The sequence below is a fragment of the Burkholderia contaminans genome, from assembly GCF_029633825.1.
GTDB classification, from domain to species: Bacteria; Pseudomonadota; Gammaproteobacteria; order Burkholderiales; family Burkholderiaceae; genus Burkholderia; species Burkholderia contaminans.
Map to the genome: position 1 here is coordinate 1,290,624 of NZ_CP090640.1, position 15,120 is coordinate 1,305,743.

Consider the following 15,120-nt stretch of genomic DNA (forward strand, 5'->3'; position numbering starts at 1 on the left):
CGCGCCCGCTTCTCGCGCAGCGATCGTTTCGATCTCGATTATTCATTTTTCGGCGCTGCGCCGCTTCGATAGAGTCGATGCGCCGGCCTTTACAAAGCGCTTTCGCGCATCGTCATCGAAGGATTCGCCATGTCTGCCCGTCTGTTCTCCACGCCCTTTTCCGAACGCTTCGGCCTGCGCCTGCCGCTCGTGCAGGCGCCGATGGTCGGCGCGACCACGACCGCGATGGTCGCCGCCGCGTCGAATGCCGGCGCACTCGGCAGTCTCGGCGCCGCCGCGTTCGCGCCCGAGCGCCTCGCGACCGAAGTCGAAGCCATCCGCGCGGCGACCGATCGCCCGTTCGCGGTCAACCTGTTCGTGCTGCCCGATGCCGCGCCCGACGCGGCGACCGTCGCCCGTGCGCTCGCCGCGATCGACCCGCTGAATGCAGCGCTCGGGTTGCCGCCGGGCACCGCGCCCGCATGCTACGCGCCCGACTTCCGCGCGCAGCTCGACGCACTCGTGGCGTTGCGCGTGCCCGTCGCGAGCTTCACGTTCGGCGTGCTCGATGCGGCCGACGTCGCGCGCCTGAAGGCGGCCGGCACCTACGTGATCGGCACGGCGACGCACGTGGCCGAGGGCCTCGCGTGGCAGGCGGCCGGCGCCGACGCGCTGTCCGCGCAGGGCGCCGAGGCGGGTGGCCATCGCGGCACGTTCATCGGTTGCGCCGACGATGCGCTGATCGGCACGCTCGCGCTCGTGCCGCAACTGGTCGACGCAACCGGCCTGCCCGTGCTCGCCGCGGGCGGCATCATGGACGGCCGCGGGATCGCGGCCGCGCTTGCGCTCGGCGCGCAGGGCGCACAGCTCGGCACCGCGTTCCTCACCTGCACGGAAAGCGCGATCGCGGCGGACTGGAAGGCGCGCCTGCTCGCGAGCGCCGACACGTCGACGCAGGTCACGCGCGCGATCACCGGCCGCCACGCGCGCGGGCTGCGCAACACGTTGATGGCCCGGCTCGGCGAACGCGTGGCCGACGCCGCGCCGTACCCGGTGCAGAACGCGCTGACGCAGCCGCTGCGCCAGGCCGCCGCGCGTGCCAACGACGGCGAGTACCTGTCGCTGTGGGCCGGGCAGGGCGCACCGCTCGCGCGGCGGCGCGGCGATGCGCTGACGACATCGCGGCTCGTCGCCGCGCTCGATGCCGAATGGCGTGCGGCGGCTGCCTGAATCGTTCGTATCCGACGACGAAACGCGCGTTGTCACGCGCGTTTCATTCAACGATCGCGGGCACAAAATACCGAATCGAAATGCCCCGGGAATGTTTTGAAACGACCTTTCAGGAAGTCGTCCGGAATTAGCGGAAACCCTTATCCGGCGGGGCTCGCAGCGATACTCGAGTAGTCGTTCCAAAGTGCGCATATCGGTAGTGTTACCACTACCCCAAAAAAGTCCCACAAATTAATTTGATCACCTACACTTGCGCGCAAGTACGGACGGGCGGCCGCTAAAAGCGGTGGTTTTCACGTGCTTGAGGCCAAGTGCATGAACGATGCAACCGGCGAATCGTCCAGTGATTGCAAACACAGGGATGGCAGCGGGGCACCGGGCGATGGCGTTTATTGGGACCGAAACTGGAGACTTACATGAATATCAAGATGCAAAAGCTGTTGCCGATCACCGCGGCCGCGATGTTGTGTGCTGCAGCTGCGGGCAACGCAGCGGCCGATCAAGTCGTCAAGATCGGCCACGTCGCGCCCTTGACGGGCGGCATTGCACACCTGGGCAAGGACAACGAAAACGGCGCACGTCTCGCGGTCGAAGAGATCAACGCCAAGGGTCTCACGGTCGGCGGCCAGAAAATCACGCTGCAACTCGACCCGCAGGATGACGCGGCCGACCCGCGGCAGGCCACGCAGGTTGCGCAGAAGCTCGTCGACGACAAGGTCGTCGCGGTGGTCGGCCACCTGAACTCGGGCACGTCGATCCCGGCCTCGAAGATCTACAGCGATGCGGGCATCGTGCAGATTTCGCCGTCGGCGACGAACCCGGCCTACACGCAGCAGGGCTTCAAGACCACGTACCGCGTGGTGGCCACCGATGCGCAGCAGGGCCCGGCACTCGCGAACTACGCGCATTCGAAGGGCATCAAGAGCGTGGCCGTGGTCGACGATTCGACCGCATACGGCCAGGGTCTCGCGAACGAGTTCGAGAAGAAGGCGAAGGCGCTCGGCCTGAAGGTGGTGTCGCATGACGCGACGAACGACAAGGCGGTCGACTTCCGCGCGATTCTGACCAAGATCAAGGGCGAGAATCCTGACGCGATCATGTACGGCGGCATGGACGCAACGGGCGGCCCGTTCGCGAAGCAGGCGAAGCAGCTCGGCCTGCGCGCGAAGATCTTCGCGGGCGACGGCGTGTGCACGGAAAAGCTGGCCGACCTGGCCGGCGACGCGACCGACAACGTGGTGTGCTCGGAAGCCGGTGCTTCGCTCGAGAAGATGTCGGGCGGCGCAGCGTTCAAGGCGAAGTACGAGAAGCGCTTCGGCCAGCCGATCCAGATCTACGCACCGTTCACGTATGACGCCGTGTACATCATCGTCGATGCGATGAAGCGCGCGAACTCGGCGGATCCGGCGAAGATCCTCGCCGCGATGCCGGCGACGAACTACTCGGGCGTGATCGGTACGACGACCTTCGACTCGAAGGGCGACCTCCAGCACGGCGTGATCTCGCTGTACAACTACAAGGGCGGCAAGAAGTCGCTGCTCGACGAAGTGAAGATGTAACGATACAAGCGGTCAACAGAAGGGGTGAAAGCGCGCATGCGGCAACGCATGCGCGCTTTCTTTTTGGCCGGCGCGGCCGCGCCGTCAGATCTTCAGCCGCGCCAGCACCTTCGGCGCGACGGCCGCGACGAGCGCCGCGCACAGCGCGACGACGGACAGGCCGATCGTCAGGTTCGACGCTTGCGCGACGGCGCCGATCACGACCGGACCGAACAGCATGCCGAAATACGCGAGGCCGGCCACGTGCGCAAGCCCTTCGGCCGCATGGATGCCTTTCACGCGCGCGGCGGCCGCGAACAGCACCGGCATCATGTTCGCGAGGCCGATGCCCATCAGCGTGAAGCCGGTCAGCACCGTGGCCGGATACGGCAGCAGCAGCGCGCCGATCATCCCCGCGCAGGCGAGCGACGCGCTCGCGAACACGAGCTGCGGTGCGCCGAAGCGGGCACGCACGGCGTCGCCCGCGAAGCGCGCGATGGCCATCCCGCCCGAGAACGCGGCATAGGCGGCGCTCGCGAGCGCGGGGCTCGCCACGACGACGTCGCGCATATAGACCGTCGCCCAGTCGTACATCGCGCCTTCGGCGATCAGCGCGACGAGCGCGATGCCGCCGAGCATCCACAACGCCGGCGAGCGCCAGCGGTTGCCGCCGCCGTGCGCGTGCTCGTGGTGCGGCACATGCGGCAGCACGGCCGGGCTGGCGGCCACGAGCACCGTCGCGCTGGTCGCCGCCGCGAGCGCGAGATGCACGGCCGGCGCCATGCCGGCCGACAGCAGCGCGCCGCCGGCGGCCGCCCCCGCCATCCCGCCGATGCTGAACATGCCGTGCAGCGACGACATGATCGGCCTGCCGATCGCAATTTCGACCGCGCTGGCCTCGGCGTTCATCGCGACGTCGAGCGTCGCCATCGAGAAGCCGAACAGCGCGAGCACGGCGAGCAGCATCGGGTAATCCGGCACGACGAGGATCAGCGCCGCGCAGGCCGACATCACGAGCCCGCCCGCGAGGCACGCGGTGCGCGAGCCGACCCGCGCGATCCAGCGCGCGATGGTCAGCATCGCGGCGATCGAGCCGACGGCGACCGCGAACAGCGCGATCGACAGCAGCCCGGGGTTCAGCGCGAACTTGTCGCGCACGGTCGGCACGTGCACGCCCCACGACGCGAACATCATGCCGGCGACGAAGAACAGCGCCATCGACGCCGCGCGCGCCCGCTGGCGGGCCGGTAGCGACAGCACGCGATGCGCGTCGGGCGGCGCGGCGAACGGGGACGACGATTCGGGGGAGGAGGATTCGGACACGATGACGCTCATCAAAAGAAATGCACGGACGCACGCGGCGCCCTTCGGATTCGTCCGATTCTATCGAACCGCTTACGATCCTGCCGGGCGTTGGCCGTTCGGCCGGTGATCCGGCGATTGGCCGGTGACCCGCGTTCGGCCGCATCGACTGCCTCGGCCGTTCGGCCGATGCGCGGCGCGGCGCGCCCGCGAGTAACATCGGAGCGCATGGCGTGCCCGGCGCGCCGCCCTTCGACCGCAGGAGTCCTCTTGAACATCGATCCCGCTCTCGCCGTGCATCTGCTGCACCGCTGCGCGCTCGGCACGCTCGCCACCCATTCGCGCGATCCGCAGGGTTTCCCGTATCCGACGGTCGTCCCGTTTGCACCCGATGCAAGCCATCGTCCCGTGATCCTCGTGAGCGGCATCGCGGAGCACACGCGCAATCTGGCCGCCGATCCGCGCGCGGGCTTCCTCGTCGTCGACGCACCCGGCGGCGACGTGCTGAACGCCGAGCGCGCGACGCTGCTCGGCCGGTTCGTGCCGCTCGGCGACGATCCGCACGTCACCGCGCGCTACTGCCGTTATGAGCCGGATGCCGCGCGCTATCTCGCGCTCGGCGATTTCACGTTCTGGGCACTCGACGTCGAACGGCTGCGCTATATCGGAGGGTTCGGGCGCATGGGCTGGGTCGACGGCACGCATCTCGATGCGCTGCCGCCGCTCGCGTTCGACGAGGAACAGGCGTTATGGGACGCGTACGATGCCGGCGCCGCGCGCCGCGACGGGCTCGAATTGCTCGGTGTCGATCGCCACGGCGCCGACTGGCGGCATGACGGCCGCCGCGTGCGCACACCGTTTGATACGCCGTTGGCCGGCGCGGGCGAATTACACGAGCGGCTGATCGCGTGCGCGCGGGATGTGACGTGACGCCGCGGATACCGGCCGGTCCGCGCATTGCCCGTTTAGCGAGTCGCGCCATCCGATTTTCGTAAAACTGTCGTCCGATGAAAGCTTCTATTTTTCAAATGCAGGGTAATTGCGTATGTTGATAGGCCTAATAGCCAATCGCTAATGTCCTAATCTCTGTGTAGGAACGTAAAAATTTGAGAAAAGGCCGCGACCGGTCAAAATGACACGTGTGAATTTCAATTGATCTCGGGATTTTCATGAATCTCGCTTCTATCAAATCTTTTTTGTGCTAATCTCTGCCTTCGAAAATCCGAGGCACATATATTTCATGAATGGTGAGCTGGCTGCAGACCGGCGCCATTGGTCAGATAGAAAGGGAAACTATGTCTTCTTACAAGGACCTGCTGGCCCAGCGGGAGAAGCTGGAGAAGCAAATCGAAGAAGCAAAGTCGCGTGAATACGCTGAAGTGCTGAATGACGTGAAGCAGAAAATTGCCGACTACGGCTTTTCGCTCGCCGAACTCGGTCTCAGCCGCGCGAAGGCAGGTAAGGTTGGCCGTCCGCGCGCAGGCGTTGCCGCGAAATATCGCGATCCGGAAACGGGCGCGACGTGGTCGGGCCGCGGCAAGCCGCCGCGCTGGATCGCAGGCAAGAACCGCGAGCAGTTTGCGATTTAAACGTCTGTTTAAATAGCCTGCTCTTCAAAAGAGCCGCGTGTCCGTCAAGGAGCGCGGCTTTTTTGTTTTCAGCGGTCGCCGGTCACATGGTGTTGTCATGAAAGTGTAATGATCCGGTGTGAATGAAAATGCGACCTGTTCGCATAAGCGATTGATTTAAATAAGAAATTTGTGGGTATTGGCGGGGTTCGCGGGGCGCACTTGATAGAATCGGGTTTCCGCACACCCATATCCCATATTTCATGTCCACGTTTTCTGGCGACGCGCAGAGCGCAGATAAGCACGCGGTTGCACGCAAGAGCACGTTCGTCAGTATTGTGCTGAATGTCGTGCTTGCGACATTTCAGATCGTCGTCGGCGTGATCGCGCATTCGCAGGCATTGATTGCCGACGGCGTGCATTCGATTTCCGATTTGATCTCGGATTTTGTCGTGCTGGTTGCGAATCGGCATAGCGGCGCGTCGCCGGATGCCGACCACAATTACGGCCACAGCCGCTACGAGACCGTCGCCTCGCTGTTTCTCGGCGCGATCCTGATTGCGGTTGGCGTCGGCATGCTCTGGCGGGCCGGCGACCGTCTCGTTAATCTCGAAAACATTCCGGCGGTACATTTTTCCGCGTTGCTCGTCGCGCTGACGGTGCTCGTGTCGAAGGAGGCGCTGTTTCGCTACATGCTGCGCGAAGCGCGGCGCGTGCGCTCGGCGCTGCTCGTCGCGAACGCGTGGCATGCGCGTTCGGACGCCGCATCGTCGCTCGTCGTTGCGATCGGCATCGTCGGCAGCCTGGCCGGCGTGCGGCTGCTCGACCCGATCGCGGCGGCGATCGTCGGCTTCATGGTCGCGCGCATGGGCTGGACGTTCGGCTATGACGCGTTGCAGGACCTCTCCGATCGCGCGCTTGATACGACCGATACCGCCGAGATCCGCGCGCTGCTCGCGGCGACGCCGGGCGTGCGCGACGTGCATGACCTGCGCACGCGCAAGATGGGCGATGCCGCGCTCGTCGACGCGCACATCCTCGTCGATCCGAAAATCTCCGTCTCCGAAGGGCACTACATCGCCGAGACCGCGCGTGCGCGCGTGCTGACCGACCCGCGCGTGCTCGATGCGCTGATCCATGTCGATCCCGAGAACGACGCGGCGCGCCGTCCGGCGCTCGCGCTGCCGCCGCGCGGCGAGATCGTGGCACGGGTCGAGGCCGCGCTCGCGCAGCGCGGGCTGCATGCGGCGGCCATCGACCTGCATTACCTGAGTACGGGGCTCGAGATCGACGTGACGCTTGCCTGCGATACGCACGACACCGACGCGGCGCTGGCCGGCCGGCTCGACGCCGACGCGCTGAAGCGCGAGTTCGGCGCGCGCCGGATCGGCTTCACGCGCACGATGCCCGCGCAGGCGTGACCCGCCGCGGGCACACGGGACGGAAGGCCGCCGGCGCGTGCCGGCGCGTTACAGCGGCAGTTGCGTGTCGAACTTGATCTCGCGGAGCACGACGCTCGTGCGCACCTGCGACACGGCGGGGATCTTGAAGATGCGCTCGTGGAGGAACACGTCGTAGGCCTTGATGTCCGGCGCGACGATCTTGAGGATGTAATCGGCTTCGCCGGTCGTGCTGTAGCACTCGGTGACTTCCGGGCAGGTCGAGATCTCGCGCTCGAACTGCTCGACGCCGCCTTCGTTGTGGCGGGTCAGGTGCACGTGCGCGAGCGCGCAGACGTGCAGGCCGAGCTTCTCGCGATCGAGAAGCGCCGTGTAGCGCTGGATCACGCCCGACTGTTCCATGTCCTTGATGCGGCGCCAGCACGGCGTGCTCGACAGGCCGACCTGGTCCGAGATTTCCTGGACCGAGCGGCGCGCGTCGAGCTGCAACAGGCGAAGGATTTTTTGCGAAAAGGAATCGAGCGTCACCTGCGCCTCCATGCGGCAGCTACAACACGCTGAATGTTAGAGGGCCGGGAAAGGAAAGGCAATCTGGCGTCGCGTTGTTGAGCGAGATTCGCTAATTTGCTCGTGGATCCGTGGGATTTTGTCCCGCGCCTGCGTTTTCCGACCGATCGGTGTCCGACACCGCGAGGCCGGCGAGCGCAGCCTGCTGGCGGCGCAGGTCGGCAAGCATGTTGCAGAACAGCGCGCCTTGCTCGATCGCATCGTCGAGCGCGACGTGCGTGTGCGGATGGTCGTCGAACCAGTGCTTCGGAAACCGCGGCTTGATGGCCTTGCGGTACGGCAGGCCCGTCATCGCGAACGCGAGCGTCTTGATGTCGAGCGCCGACCACGAGAACGGGCAGCGTCCCGCGAAGCGCATCATGTACCAGAACATGAACGTGAAATCGAAGCCGGCCGGCATCGCGACGAACACCGGCTTGCCGGGCAGCGCCTCGACCCAGTCGACGTACGCGAGCAGCGCCGCCTCGGGCGCCTGCAGATCCTTTCGGCACGCGGCCCATGCTTCGGGCTCGGTCTTCCACCACGCTTCCTGCACCGGGTGCGCCTGCGCGCCCGGCAGCGTTTCGAGGTTCGCCGAGAACGTCGCGATCAGCTGCTTGTCCTCGGTATAGGCGGCTGAGGCAAAGCTCAGCATCGAGTGCGGGCCGGGAATCGGGCCGTCGGCCTCGACATCGGTGCTGACGTAAATTTCCGGGATGGCGGTCTGGTTCATCCGAACACCTTGTCGGACACGAACGGGTTCGTGCGGCGCTCGTCGCCGAACGTCGACACCGGGCCGTGGCCCGGCACGAACGTCACGTCGTCGCCGAGCGGCCACAGCTTCTCCTTGATCGACCGGACGAGATCCTCGTGATTGCCGCGCGGGAAATCGGTTCGACCGATCGAGCCGGCGAACAGCACGTCGCCGACGATCGCGACGCGATGCGCGCGGCTGAAGAACACGACGTGGCCGGGCGTATGGCCCGGGCAGTGATAGACCTCGAGCGTCTCGTCGCCGAACTGCACGGTGTCGCCGTCGTTCAGCCAGCGATCGGGCTCGAAAGTGTCGGCGGCCGGAAAGCCGAAGCGTTCGCTCTGCATCGGCAGTTTCTCGATCCAGAAGCGCTCTTCTTCCTGCGGCCCCTCGATCGGCACGCCGTAGTGCGTCGCGAGCGTCTTCGCGCCGGCGCAGTGATCGATGTGCCCGTGCGTGAGCAGCACCTTCTCGACCTGCACGTTCTGCCGCGCGACTTCCTGTTCGATCCGGTCGAGATCGCCACCCGGATCGACGACGGCGGCGCGGCCCGTTTTCTCGCAAACGAGCAGCGAGCAGTTCTGCTGGAACGGCGTGACCGGAATGAGCGTGACTTTCATGGAGGCACCGGCGGCTAAAAGGAGCGATTGTACCGGTCGCGCGTGCCGCCTGCCGGTCGCGCGACGTGCGTCACGGTGGACGCCTCCGGGCATTCCCGGAGCATGTCGATTGTTACACCCATAGTGAGAATCAATGGTCTGCCGGGGGTGCTTTTCGAGACGACGTTTTGGTTTATGTATAATGCGCCCCATTGAGCGTGAATTTCACGCAATTCGCTGGTGTTTCGGCCCCGTTAAAGGAGGGGCGTCGGAGGCACCGTCAAGCATCAGCCGCCGGGGAGTCCGGCGGTGTATCCGGCACCGAATATTCGGTGCTCACGTCTTGTCCGGCCGGGTGCTGCGCGCCCGTCTGCGGCCCTGCTGCCGCGCCGCCGGATGAGGCCTGTGCCGCCGTTCCTGTGAGTCGGTCGTTTCGACGCGCGCGAACGTGGAGCCATGTTCGATGGCGGCATGTGGGGTCTGGTCAGGCTGTTGGGGACAGGTTGCGCCAGACGTGAAAACTAATCAGGACGGTTGCGGCCTAGACGAAAGCCGCGCCCATGCAAGCCGCCTGCTCGCATCCGAGCGGGGCGTGCACGCATTTGCCGTCCGGGCCGCATGTCTGCGCTGTGAATCGGCGTGACGACGGAGCGGTCCGAACCAGAAGGCGACACGTCGATGAATTTACGTTTTCCGAGTCGATTCGGGACCATTGCATTGTTTTTTGCGCTGACGGGCTGCGCGGTGCCACCCAGCCAGACCACCAGCAGCGCGAACCAGAAGAAAGCGGTCGACAAGACGGCCGCTGCCGCGAAAGCGGACGACGACAAGCAGCAACTCAGTTTTGATTCCGCGCTGGCGTCGATGCCGGCTGCCGACAGCAAGGACGCGAAGAAGTCGTCGCTGGCGGACGCCGAGCCGATCGATGGCAAGGATGTGTCCGATTTCCGCCAGACGGGCCGCGCATCGTGGTACGGGCGGGATTTCCACGGCCGCCGCACCGCGAACGGCGAGCGCTTCAACATGAACGCGCTCACCGCCGCACACCGCACGCTGCCGCTGTCGTCCTACATCAAGGTGACGAACGCGTCGAGCGGCAAGTGGGTCGTCGTGAAGGTCAACGATCGCGGGCCGTTCAAGCGCGGCCGCGTGCTCGACTTGTCGTATGCAGCTGCCAAGATGATCGGCCTTGTGCACGCCGGCACGGGCCGCGTGAAGATCGAAGGGCTGTCGCCGCAGGAAGCGCGCGAGGCGCGCGACCAAATGTTCGCGTCGGTCTCGACGAAGTAACGCAGCGGCTCGACCGCTCATGCAAAAGGGCTGCCCCAGGGCAGCCCTTTGTCTTTCCTGCGCAGCGCGATGCCGGCGCCGGCTTCCGGGTGCCGGCCGCTTCGCGCGTCAGCTTTCGTCCTTCAGCACGAGCGCACGCGCATAGAGCGTGCTGCGCGACGCGCCCGTCAGCGCGGCCGCGAGCCTGGCCGCGCTCTTCACCGGCACCTCTTCCAGCAGCAGCTTGAGCAGCGCGTCGTGCGCGGTGTCGTCGGCTTCGCCGCTCGTCGCCGGTGCGCCCTCGACCACCAGCACGAACTCGCCGCGCTGCCGGTTCGCATCGCCGGCGAGCCAGGTCTGTCCTTCGGCCAGGGTGCCCTGGAACAACTGCTCGTGTAGCTTGGTGAGCTCGCGCGCAATCAGCAGCCGGCGCGCGGAGCCGAATGCGTCGGCGAGTGCGGCGACGGTTTCGGCGATCCGGTGCGGCGCTTCGTAGAACACCAGTGCATACGGGTGCGATACCAGCGCCTGCAGCGCGGTCGCGCGTTGCTTCGCCTTCGGCGGGAGGAAGCCCGCGAACGTGAACGCGCCGGCCCAGTCGCCGGCCACGCTCAGCGCGGTCACCGCCGCGCTCGCGCCCGGCAGCGGGATCACCGCGAAGCCGGCTGCGCGCACCGCGTCGACGAGCCGCGCGCCGGGGTCCGAGATGCCGGGCGTGCCGGCGTCCGATACATAGGCCACGCGTTCGCCGCCGCGCAGCAGTTCGATCACGCGTTGCGCGGCTTCGCGTTCGTTGTGCTCGTGCACGGCGACGAGCGGTTTCGAGATGCCGTAGCGGGCGAGCAGCTGGCCCGTGTTGCGGGTGTCTTCGGCCGCGATGCGGTCGGCGAGGCCGAGCACGTGCAGCGCGCGCAGCGTGATGTCGGCGGTGTTGCCGATCGGCGTGGCGACCACGTAGAGCGCGGCGTCCGGGTAGTGCTGCGTGCGGGCGAGTTCGAGGAGGGCAGTCATGGCAGGCAATGCGCGCAATCGCGGCGCAAGCGGAACAAGGACGGCATTGTGCCACGCGGCGCCGGCCCGGCCGGGCGGCGGGCGCGGTTTGGTACGCGCCGGCGACAACTTTTCGGATGCGGCGCGATCCAAACCGGTCGGCGCGGTGTTCGAGCTCCGTGCGCGGCAGTTTCTCGAACGCCGCGGCCTCGTGTTCATCGCCGCGAACGTGACGATGCGCGGCGGCGAGCTCGATCTCGTGATGCGCGAGCCCGACGGCATGCTCGTGTTCGTCGAGGTGCGCGCGCGGCGCAGCGTCCGGCATGGCGGCGCGGCCGCGAGTGTCGGCTGGCGCAAGCGGCGTCGCCTGGTGGCGGCCGCGCTCCAGTTCTGGGCGCGGCACGGCGCCGGCGCCGCGTGCCGCTTCGACGTCGTCGCGTTCGAGGCCGGCCGGCTCGCGTGGTTGCGCGACGCATTTCGTGCCGACGATGCGTAGCCGCGAGCTGTGACGAGATGTAAAGAGTTCTTGCCGGACCCCCGGAGAGGGTGCCGGAGTACGGTAAACTCGCCGCACCCACGATGTCGCGCGATGCGTGCCGCGCGCCCAGTTCACCAGGAATCGATGTCAGTCGAACGTATTCAGCAACATTTCCGCGACAGCGCCGCGCTTCACGCCGAAGCGGCCGACGCGCTGTCGCTGCCGATCGCAGCCGCGGTCGATGCGATGTTCGCCGCGCTGGCGAACGGCAACAAGATCGTCGCGTGTGGTGACGGCCCGTCGGCCGCCGCCGCGCATTACCTCGCCGTGTCGCTCGTCGGCGGCTTCGAGCGCGAGCGCCCGGGCCTGCCCGCGATCGCGCTGGCCACCGATGCGTCGCAGGGCGGCCTCGCGGGCGCGGTGTCCGCCGATCAGCTGTTCGCGCAGCAGGTGCGCGTGCTCGGCCAGACCGGCGACATCCTGCTGGTGCTCGATCCGGCCGGCGCGTCGCCGCGCGTGCTGGCGGCGATCGACGAAGCGCACGAGCGCGAGATGACCGTCGTCGCGCTGACGGGCGGCGAAGGCCATGCGGTCGCCGCCGCGCTGTCCGATACCGATATTCCGATCAGCGTGCCCGCCGTTCGCGCGGCGCGCATCCACGAAGTCCATCTGCTGACCATCCACTGCCTGTGCGACGGCATCGACGCGATGCTGCTGGGTGAGGATTGAACGAAGGAGAGCCGTCGATGAATCAAAGCCGCGTCAAACAGACGCTCGTCAGAACCACGCTGCTCGCTGCGTTGACGGCGGGCCTCGCCGTGTCGCTGCAAGGTTGTGTGCTCGGGGTCGTGGGCGCAGCGGCCGGCGGCGGCGCGCTGATCGCGACCGATCGCCGTACGCTCGGTGCGCAGACGGAGGATCGCGAGATCCAGGTCAAGTCGCTCTCGCAGATCAACAACGGGCTGCCCGACCAGTCCCACGTGAACGTGACGGTGTTCAACCGCCGCGTGCTGCTGACGGGTGAAGTGCCGAACAATGCATCGAAGCAGCGCGCCGAGGAAATCGTGCGGGCCATCAACAACGTGAACGGCATCGTCAACGAGCTGTCGGTCGAGCCGGCGTCGTCGCTGTCGTCGCGTGCGAACGACTCGTACCTCGAAGGACGCGTGAAGTCCGAGCTGATCGCGACGAAGGGCATCTCGGCGAACTACTACAAGGTCGTCAGCGAACGCGGCAACCTTTACCTGATGGGGCTCGTGACGGTCGACGAGGGCAATCGCGGTGCGGAAGCCGCCAGCCAGGTGCCGGGCGTCGAGAAGGTCGTGAAGGTGTTCCAGTACGTGAAGCCGCAGGACGCGCAGGCGCTGCAGAACGCATCGCCCGCAAGCGGCGCATCCGGCGCGCAGGCTGTCGCCGCGCCGGCGGATACCGCGACGGTGGGCGCCGTGCCCGACGCGTCGGTGCAGTCCACGCCGCTGCAGCCGCCCGCACCGATCTCGAATTCGTCGAACGTGCACCCGGGCAACCCGAAGGCCCCGTCGCAATGAAGAACAGGCAGATGAAGCAGATGAAACAGTGGATGGTGCAGGGCGCCGCAGTCGCGGCGCTCGTGATTGGCACGCTGGGCGTCGCGCACGCGGATGTCGGTGACGGCCTGAAGGTCGCGCGCGGCAACGCGTGCATGGGCTGCCACGCGGTGGACCGCAAGCTCGTCGGCCCGTCGTTCAAGGATATCGCCGCCCGCTACAAGGCCGATCCGCAGGCCGTGGCCAAGCTGTCGAAGAAGGTGAAGGAAGGCGGCTCCGGCGTCTGGGGCGCCATTCCGATGCCCGCGCACCCGCGCATGAGCGACGCCGACGTGCGTTCGGTGGTCGAATGGGTGCTGGCTGGCGCGCCGTCAAAGTAAGGTTCGAGGGGCGATTCAACCCCTATTGCCAAGCGCAGAAATGCGTGTGTATGATGGTTGACTGTTGGGGCGGTAGCTCAGCTGGGAGAGCGTCGCGTTCGCAATGCGAAGGTCGGGAGTTCGATCCTCCTCCGCTCCACCAACGGGATTCGAAGGGCTCGATCACAAGATCGAGCCCTTTTTGTTTTTGGCGCCCGGAAGCAGCGCATCTATCTCGAAATACAAACGTATACATTTGCATACGGACGCACTATGCTTTGAGTCATCGATTCGAAGGGATGGACGTCATGCAAACCGTATCGGTACGAATTCCGGAAGACGACCTCGCGTGGCTGGTCGAACTGCAATTGCCCGACGCGACGAGTCCGAGCGACAAGATTCGCGCGCTGATCGCCGACGCGCGCCGCCGCGTCAAGGGCGCGCATGACTTCGTGCGCTGCGCCGCGCTGTTCAGGGAGCAGGTGCGGCCGGTGCTGGATGCGATCGACGCGTACGAGCACGCGACGCATCACCGCTCGGAAATCGTGACGCTGCTCGCCGCGCAACTCCCCGAACTCATGGCCAGCCTCGTGACGGCTGCGCCGCCGGGCAAACCGATCGGCGAGGCGGCTGGCGAGCTCGAGGCGCGGCTGACCGCGAAGAGCATGCGCATGCTGCTCGGCCTGCTGCGCCTGGCCGTGACCGGCAACCCTCCCGCCTATCATCCTGACGTGCTCGATCCGTACGTGCACGAGGTCAAGGAGCTGGCGAACCTCATTCAACCGGCTCAGGCCCATTCGTGAGATGCCCGCGAACCCGGTGCGAGGCGGCAGGTCGGCCCACCTGAATCCCAGAAGGAGTGACAAGTCGTGACGACAGAACATTTCGGTATCCGAGTCAAAAGGTTGATGACCGCGAACGTGCACGCGCTGATCGGTTCGCTGGAAAGCCGCATGCCGCAAGCGATCCTCGAGCAGTACCTGCGCGAATTCGACGATGTGATCGCGCAGGCGCGGGTGGCGCTCGGCCGGCACGAAGCGGCGCGGTACCAGGCGGCCAAGGCGATCGCGCGCATCAACAACGAGATCGAACGACTGAACGACCTGCTGGGCACCGCGCTGGCCCGCAACGACGATGCGGCTGTGCGTGCCGGTGCGGAGCGGCAGATCGAGCTGGAGGATCAACTCGGCGTGCTGCAGCAATCGCTTCATGACGCAAGCGAGCGCGCACAGGCTGCCGAGGCGGACCTGCTCGGGCTGCGCGCGAAACGCGCGGAGATGGAAGCAGGGCTGCGTGAACTGATCGCGGCGCGTGTGCCAGGCGACGGCGAGCGCCGGGCGGAAGAGGCAACGGGCTTCGCGGGCGCCGATCCGAGAGCTGAGCAGCTCGAACAGGGGTTCAACCGGACGATGGCCGGTGCGACCGGAGCGGTCGGGTTGGGCACCGGTTCATCGTCGGCCGATCCATCGCTGTTGCATCGTCTGGAAACCCTGCACAAGGAACAGCGAATCGAGGAGCGTGTCGCCCGCCTGAAGTCGCAATCTGGCAAGCTGGCGGACGACATGTCTTGATGATTCGCCCC

At 66.5% G+C, this 15,120-nt stretch carries 17 protein-coding genes and 1 tRNA gene; 13 read left to right on the plus strand and 5 right to left on the minus strand.

The window, feature by feature from the left end; genetic code table 11:
• Nucleotides 1-129: 129 nt before the first annotated feature.
• Nucleotides 130-1,209 (plus strand): NAD(P)H-dependent flavin oxidoreductase, encoded by a 1,080-nt coding sequence (locus LXE91_RS05990; RefSeq protein ID WP_039346791.1) that lies wholly within the window; start codon nt 130-132, stop codon nt 1,207-1,209.
• A gap of 416 nt (nt 1,210-1,625) precedes the next feature.
• Nucleotides 1,626-2,768: a branched-chain amino acid ABC transporter substrate-binding protein gene (locus LXE91_RS05995; RefSeq protein WP_039346789.1), complete on the plus strand. Its 1,143-nt coding sequence runs from the start codon at nt 1,626-1,628 to the stop codon at nt 2,766-2,768.
• An 84-nt stretch (nt 2,769-2,852) separates the two neighbouring features.
• Here the strand turns inward: LXE91_RS05995 and LXE91_RS06000 are convergent, their stop codons facing one another.
• On the minus strand, nt 2,853-4,070 hold the full coding sequence (locus tag LXE91_RS06000; protein ID WP_171026822.1) for an MFS transporter: 1,218 nt from the start codon (nt 4,068-4,070) through the stop codon (nt 2,853-2,855).
• Between the two features lie 249 nt (nt 4,071-4,319).
• Here LXE91_RS06000 and LXE91_RS06005 point away from each other — a divergent pair, with 249 nt between their 5' ends.
• From LXE91_RS06005 to LXE91_RS06015, 3 genes are all read left to right on the plus strand, one after another.
• On the plus strand, nt 4,320-4,979 hold the full coding sequence (locus tag LXE91_RS06005) for a HugZ family pyridoxamine 5'-phosphate oxidase (RefSeq protein ID WP_039346785.1): 660 nt from the start codon (nt 4,320-4,322) through the stop codon (nt 4,977-4,979).
• A gap of 365 nt (nt 4,980-5,344) precedes the next feature.
• Nucleotides 5,345-5,638, plus strand: coding sequence for an H-NS histone family protein (locus LXE91_RS06010; protein ID WP_006491875.1), 294 nt, complete (start codon nt 5,345-5,347; stop codon nt 5,636-5,638).
• 242 nt (nt 5,639-5,880) lie between these two features.
• Nucleotides 5,881-7,038 carry a cation diffusion facilitator family transporter gene (locus LXE91_RS06015; protein WP_039346781.1) on the plus strand — a complete coding sequence of 386 codons (1,158 nt, stop codon included), beginning with the start codon at nt 5,881-5,883 and terminating at the stop codon, nt 7,036-7,038.
• Nucleotides 7,039-7,086: 48 nt separating this feature from the next.
• Here LXE91_RS06015 and LXE91_RS06020 read toward each other — a convergent pair whose 3' ends face one another.
• The 3 genes from LXE91_RS06020 to LXE91_RS06030 form a co-directional block, all read right to left on the minus strand.
• Nucleotides 7,087-7,557, minus strand: coding sequence for an Lrp/AsnC family transcriptional regulator (locus LXE91_RS06020; protein ID WP_011882933.1), 471 nt, complete (start codon nt 7,555-7,557; stop codon nt 7,087-7,089).
• A gap of 79 nt (nt 7,558-7,636) precedes the next feature.
• On the minus strand, nt 7,637-8,296 hold the full coding sequence (locus LXE91_RS06025; protein ID WP_039346779.1) for a 3'-5' exonuclease family protein: 660 nt from the start codon (nt 8,294-8,296) through the stop codon (nt 7,637-7,639).
• Nucleotides 8,293-8,937, minus strand: coding sequence for an MBL fold metallo-hydrolase (locus LXE91_RS06030; RefSeq protein WP_039346776.1), 645 nt, complete (start codon nt 8,935-8,937; stop codon nt 8,293-8,295). Before LXE91_RS06030 ends, LXE91_RS06025 begins: the two co-directional genes overlap by 4 nt.
• Nucleotides 8,938-9,594: 657 nt before the next feature.
• On the opposite strand from LXE91_RS06030, the gene LXE91_RS06035 reads away from it, so the two are divergent.
• A complete protein-coding gene (locus LXE91_RS06035) occupies nt 9,595-10,206 on the plus strand; it encodes a septal ring lytic transglycosylase RlpA family protein (protein ID WP_039346774.1) in 612 nt (203 codons plus the stop codon).
• A 108-nt stretch (nt 10,207-10,314) separates the two neighbouring features.
• Here the strand turns inward: LXE91_RS06035 and rsmI are convergent, their stop codons facing one another.
• On the minus strand, nt 10,315-11,196 hold the full coding sequence (gene rsmI, locus LXE91_RS06040; RefSeq protein WP_039346773.1) for a 16S rRNA (cytidine(1402)-2'-O)-methyltransferase: 882 nt from the start codon (nt 11,194-11,196) through the stop codon (nt 10,315-10,317).
• Nucleotides 11,197-11,242: 46 nt separating this feature from the next.
• On the opposite strand from rsmI, the gene LXE91_RS06045 reads away from it, so the two are divergent.
• The 7 genes from LXE91_RS06045 to LXE91_RS06075 all read left to right on the plus strand — a co-directional run bounded on the left by LXE91_RS06045 (nt 11,243) and on the right by LXE91_RS06075 (nt 15,109).
• On the plus strand, nt 11,243-11,671 hold the full coding sequence (locus LXE91_RS06045) for a YraN family protein (protein ID WP_039346771.1): 429 nt from the start codon (nt 11,243-11,245) through the stop codon (nt 11,669-11,671).
• Between the two features lie 126 nt (nt 11,672-11,797).
• Nucleotides 11,798-12,382: an SIS domain-containing protein gene (locus LXE91_RS06050; RefSeq protein ID WP_039346770.1), complete on the plus strand. Its 585-nt coding sequence runs from the start codon at nt 11,798-11,800 to the stop codon at nt 12,380-12,382.
• 17 nt (nt 12,383-12,399) lie between these two features.
• Nucleotides 12,400-13,200, plus strand: coding sequence for a BON domain-containing protein (locus tag LXE91_RS06055; protein WP_039346768.1), 801 nt, complete (start codon nt 12,400-12,402; stop codon nt 13,198-13,200).
• Nucleotides 13,197-13,559 (plus strand): c-type cytochrome, encoded by a 363-nt coding sequence (locus LXE91_RS06060; RefSeq protein WP_039346766.1) that lies wholly within the window; start codon nt 13,197-13,199, stop codon nt 13,557-13,559. Before LXE91_RS06055 ends, LXE91_RS06060 begins: the two co-directional genes overlap by 4 nt.
• Nucleotides 13,560-13,625: 66 nt before the next feature.
• Nucleotides 13,626-13,701 (plus strand) — tRNA-Ala (locus tag LXE91_RS06065).
• Nucleotides 13,702-13,837: 136 nt separating this feature from the next.
• Nucleotides 13,838-14,341 (plus strand): hypothetical protein, encoded by a 504-nt coding sequence (locus LXE91_RS06070; protein ID WP_223274455.1) that lies wholly within the window; start codon nt 13,838-13,840, stop codon nt 14,339-14,341.
• A gap of 117 nt (nt 14,342-14,458) precedes the next feature.
• Nucleotides 14,459-15,109: a PspA/IM30 family protein gene (locus tag LXE91_RS06075; RefSeq protein ID WP_223274454.1), complete on the plus strand. Its 651-nt coding sequence runs from the start codon at nt 14,459-14,461 to the stop codon at nt 15,107-15,109.
• Nucleotides 15,110-15,120 lie beyond the last annotated feature (11 nt).